1 protein-coding gene is annotated in these 2,283 nt (G+C 52.3%); it reads left to right on the top strand.

The features are described from left to right. Positions 1 to 2,283, top strand: a 2,283-nt coding sequence (locus L5220_RS14225) for a tetratricopeptide repeat protein (RefSeq protein WP_499574311.1), incomplete at both ends; no start/stop codon positions are given.

Here is a 2,283-nt window from a genome sequence, read left to right as displayed (position 1 = left end):
TATTTTGGAGCAAGCCCTAGGCACCAACCATCCAAAAGTGGCCACCACCCTCAATAACTTGGCGCTGCTGTATGAAGCACAAGGGGAATATAGCAAGGCCGAACCTTTTTACCAACGCAGCTTGGTAATTTTGGAGCAAGCCCTAGGCGCCAACCATCCAAAAGTGGCCACGACCCTCAATAACTTGGCGCTACTGTATGAAAAACAAGGGGAATATAGCAAGGCCGAACCTTTACTACAGCGCAGCTTGGTGATTTTGGAGCAAGCCCTAGGCACCAACCATCCAGAAGTGGCCACGACCCTCAATAACTTGGCGCTGCTGTATGAAGCACAAGGGGAATATAGCAAGGCCGAACCCCTACACCAGCGCAGTTTGGCAATTTTGCAACAGACCCTAGGGGCTAGCCACCCAAATGTGGCCGCTGTCCTCAACAACTTGGCAGGGTTGTATCAAGCACAAGGGGAATATRSCAAAGCCGAACCGCTWTTCCAACGCAGCTTGGTGATTTTGGAGCAAGCCCTAGGCACTAACCATCCAGAAGTGGCCACGACCCTCAATAACTTGGCGCTGCTGTATGAAGCACAAGGGGAATATAGCAAGGCCGAACCTYTTCTACAGCGCAGYTTGGCGATWAGGGAACGAGTTTTAGGTGCCAATCACCCAGATGTCGCCCAATCCCTGAACAACTTGGCGCTACTGTATCGARAGCAAGGGCAATATAGCAAAGCCGAACCGCTATTGCAGCGCAGTTTGGCGATCAGGGAGCAAGCCTTGGGCACCAACCATCCAGAAGTGGCCACCACCCTCAACAACTTGGCACGGYTGTATCRARAGCAAGGCCAATATAGTAAAGCCGAACCCCTATACCAGCGCAGTTTGGCAATTTTGCAACAGACCCTAGGGGCTARCCACCCAAATGTGGCCRCTRYCCTCAACAACTTGGCGCTGYTGTATGAAGCACAAGGGGAATATAGCAAGGCCGAACCTTTACTACAGCGCAGCTTAGTGATTTTGGAGCAAGCCCTAGGCACCAACCATCCAAAAGTGGCCACCACACTCAACAACTTGGCGTTGTCCTATGCAGCACAAGGGGAATATAACAAAGCCGAACCGCTATTGCAGCGCAGTTTGGCGATCAGGGAGCAAGCCCTAGGCACCAATCACCCAGATGTCGCCCAATCCCTGAACAACTTGGCGCTACTGTATCGAGAGCAAGGCCAATATAGTAAAGCCGAACCCCTATACCAGCGCAGTTTGGTGATTTTGGAGCAAGCCCTAGGCGCCAACCATCCAAAAGTGGCCACTACCCTCAACAACTTGGCGCTGTTGTATGAAGCACAAGGGGAATATAGCAAGGCCGAACCGCTATTGCAGCGCAGTTTGGCGATCAGGGAGCAAGCCCTAGGCACCAACCATCCAAAAGTGGCCACGACCCTCAAYAACTTGGCGCTGCTGTATGAAGCACAAGGGGAATATAGCAAAGCCGAACCGCTAYTRCAGCGCAGCTTGGTGATTTTGGAGCAAGCCCTAGGCGCCAACCATCCAAAAGTGGCCACGACCCTCAATAACTTGGCGCTGTTGTATGAAGCACAAGGGGAATATAGCAAGGCCGAACCTTTACTACAGCGCAGCTTGGTGATTTTGGAGCAAGCCCTAGGCGCCAACCATCCAAAAGTGGCCACTACCCTCAACAACTTGGCGCTGCTGTATGAAGCACAAGGGGAATATAGCAAGGCCGAACCTTTACTACAGCGCAGCTTGGTGATTTTGGAGCAAGCCCTAGGCGCCAACCATCCAGAAGTGGCCACGACCCTCAATAACTTGGCGCTACTGTATGAAAAGCAAGGGCAATACGCCAAAGCCGAACCGCTTTACCAACGCAGCTTGGTGATTTTGGAGCAAGCCCTAGGCTCCAACCATCCAGAAGTGGCCACGACCCTCAATAACTTGGCGCTGCTGTATGAAGCACAAGGGGAATATAGCAAGGTCGAACCTTTACTACAGCGCAGCTTGGTGATTTTGGAGCAAGCCCTAGGCACCAACCATCCAGAAGTGGCCACGACCCTCAACAACTTGGCGGTGCTGTATGAAGCACAAGGGGAATATAGCAAGGCCGAACCTTTACTACAGCGCAGCTTGGTGATTTTGGAGCAAGCCCTAGGCGCCAACCATCCAAAAGTGGCCACCGCCCTGAGCAACTTGGCGCTGTTGTATTGGAGGCTCAACCAAATTGAGCCAGCCCTAACACGTCTGGTACAGGCATTGGACATTGAAGAAACTCA

The organism is Synechococcus sp. PCC 6716 (assembly GCF_022570815.1).
Taxonomy (GTDB): domain Bacteria; phylum Cyanobacteriota; class Cyanobacteriia; order Thermosynechococcales; family Thermosynechococcaceae; genus Thermosynechococcus; species Thermosynechococcus lividus.
Note: the sequence above shows the minus strand (reverse complement) of the source record. Positions and strands in the feature narration are given on the sequence as shown.